Origin of the sequence: Paraglaciecola algarum (assembly GCF_021532655.1) — a bacterium.
In the GTDB taxonomy this organism is placed as follows: Bacteria; Pseudomonadota; Gammaproteobacteria; order Enterobacterales; family Alteromonadaceae; genus Paraglaciecola; species Paraglaciecola algarum.
Window position 1 is genome coordinate 1 of sequence record NZ_JAKGAS010000033.1, and the last position, 1,117, is coordinate 1,117.

A 1,117-nucleotide genomic window follows, 5' to 3' on the forward strand; every position below is an offset into this window, starting at 1 on the left:
TTTTGGCTGACTCCCCGAAGCGAGGTGCGCATTATAGAGATAACTTCTCCCACTGCAACCCCTTTTTTAATCTTTTTGTAAATTTATCTTAAAACCTTCATATTCGTTTGTTTTTTAACCCAATTTAATTAAATGCCTGTTTAATATGTAAATATTTTGTTACATTGAACTGTTAATCAAGTTTGTTGTCGTAATAGTAGAATTAAAGAAGTATCTAGGTATCTAACAATATGAAAAAATTTATAGGGCTAGCGTTAGCAATTGGCTCACTTACATCGCTCCAAGGGGCATTAGCAAATCAAAGTACGGATACTTCGAAAACTACACAAATAAATGAAAAATTTGTGCAAATGCAAGTTCAACAGAACACAACTATTGGAAAAGCAATTAAATCGATAGTCGGCCACTATCCGCAACAGGCGGGGTCAATTGTTGGAACAGCATTAGATCTTTATCCAGACAAATATAAAGAAATTATTCACTCTGCCATATCAGCACAACCCGCTTTAGCTCATGAAGTTGTAAGTATCGCAATTGAAAAAGGAATAAGTAGTTGCACAAGTATTGTTGAAACTGCAATAAATGCAGATCCTAGCTATATTGATTTTGTTGTAACGGCTGCTGCCCATTCAACACCTGAAGAGTTAAAGGATATTGTACGAATCGCTGTGATTACTGAACCAGACTCCGCTGATTATATAGTGCAGTCTTTGGCTAAAGAACACCCAAATAAAATAGTCGATATAATACAATCAGCTATCGGCGCGGTTCCCCTAGTAGGCGAATATGCTGTCGAGGCACTTTTAGCTATTTTTCCGAATGATGCGGAAATAGTTATCACTACTGCGGTACAAGAATCAAAAGCACAACAAGAAAATCTTGATAAAATTATACAAGCAGGTAAAAACTCAGGGGTAAGCTCTGAAGACTTAGGTAAATATGCAATAAATGGTGGAGCTACAACTGAAGAAATCAGTCAGATACTTAATAAATAGGCTCCATTGTATCTTTGATTAGACTTACGCATGTAGTTTAGAAACATGTCCCGTCCTAGAATAAGTTGACGGTTTTTAAGCCAGCGTTTTTCGCTGGCTTTTTATTATATGCACTTTGCTAG

General features: G+C 36.3%; 1 protein-coding gene. It reads left to right on the forward strand.

What is annotated here, in order from left to right; translation table 11 throughout:
- Nucleotides 1–230: 230 nt before the first annotated feature.
- Nucleotides 231–995, forward strand: a complete 765-nt coding sequence (locus tag L0668_RS20540; RefSeq protein WP_235314601.1) for a hypothetical protein — start codon at nt 231–233, stop codon at nt 993–995.
- Nucleotides 996–1,117 lie beyond the last annotated feature (122 nt).

What these genes read in the sequence shown, in the direction of transcription:
- L0668_RS20540 (WP_235314601.1), top strand. Translation starts at nt 231, where the DNA reads ATGAAAAAATTTATAGGGCTAGCGTTAGCAATTGGCTCACTTACATCG.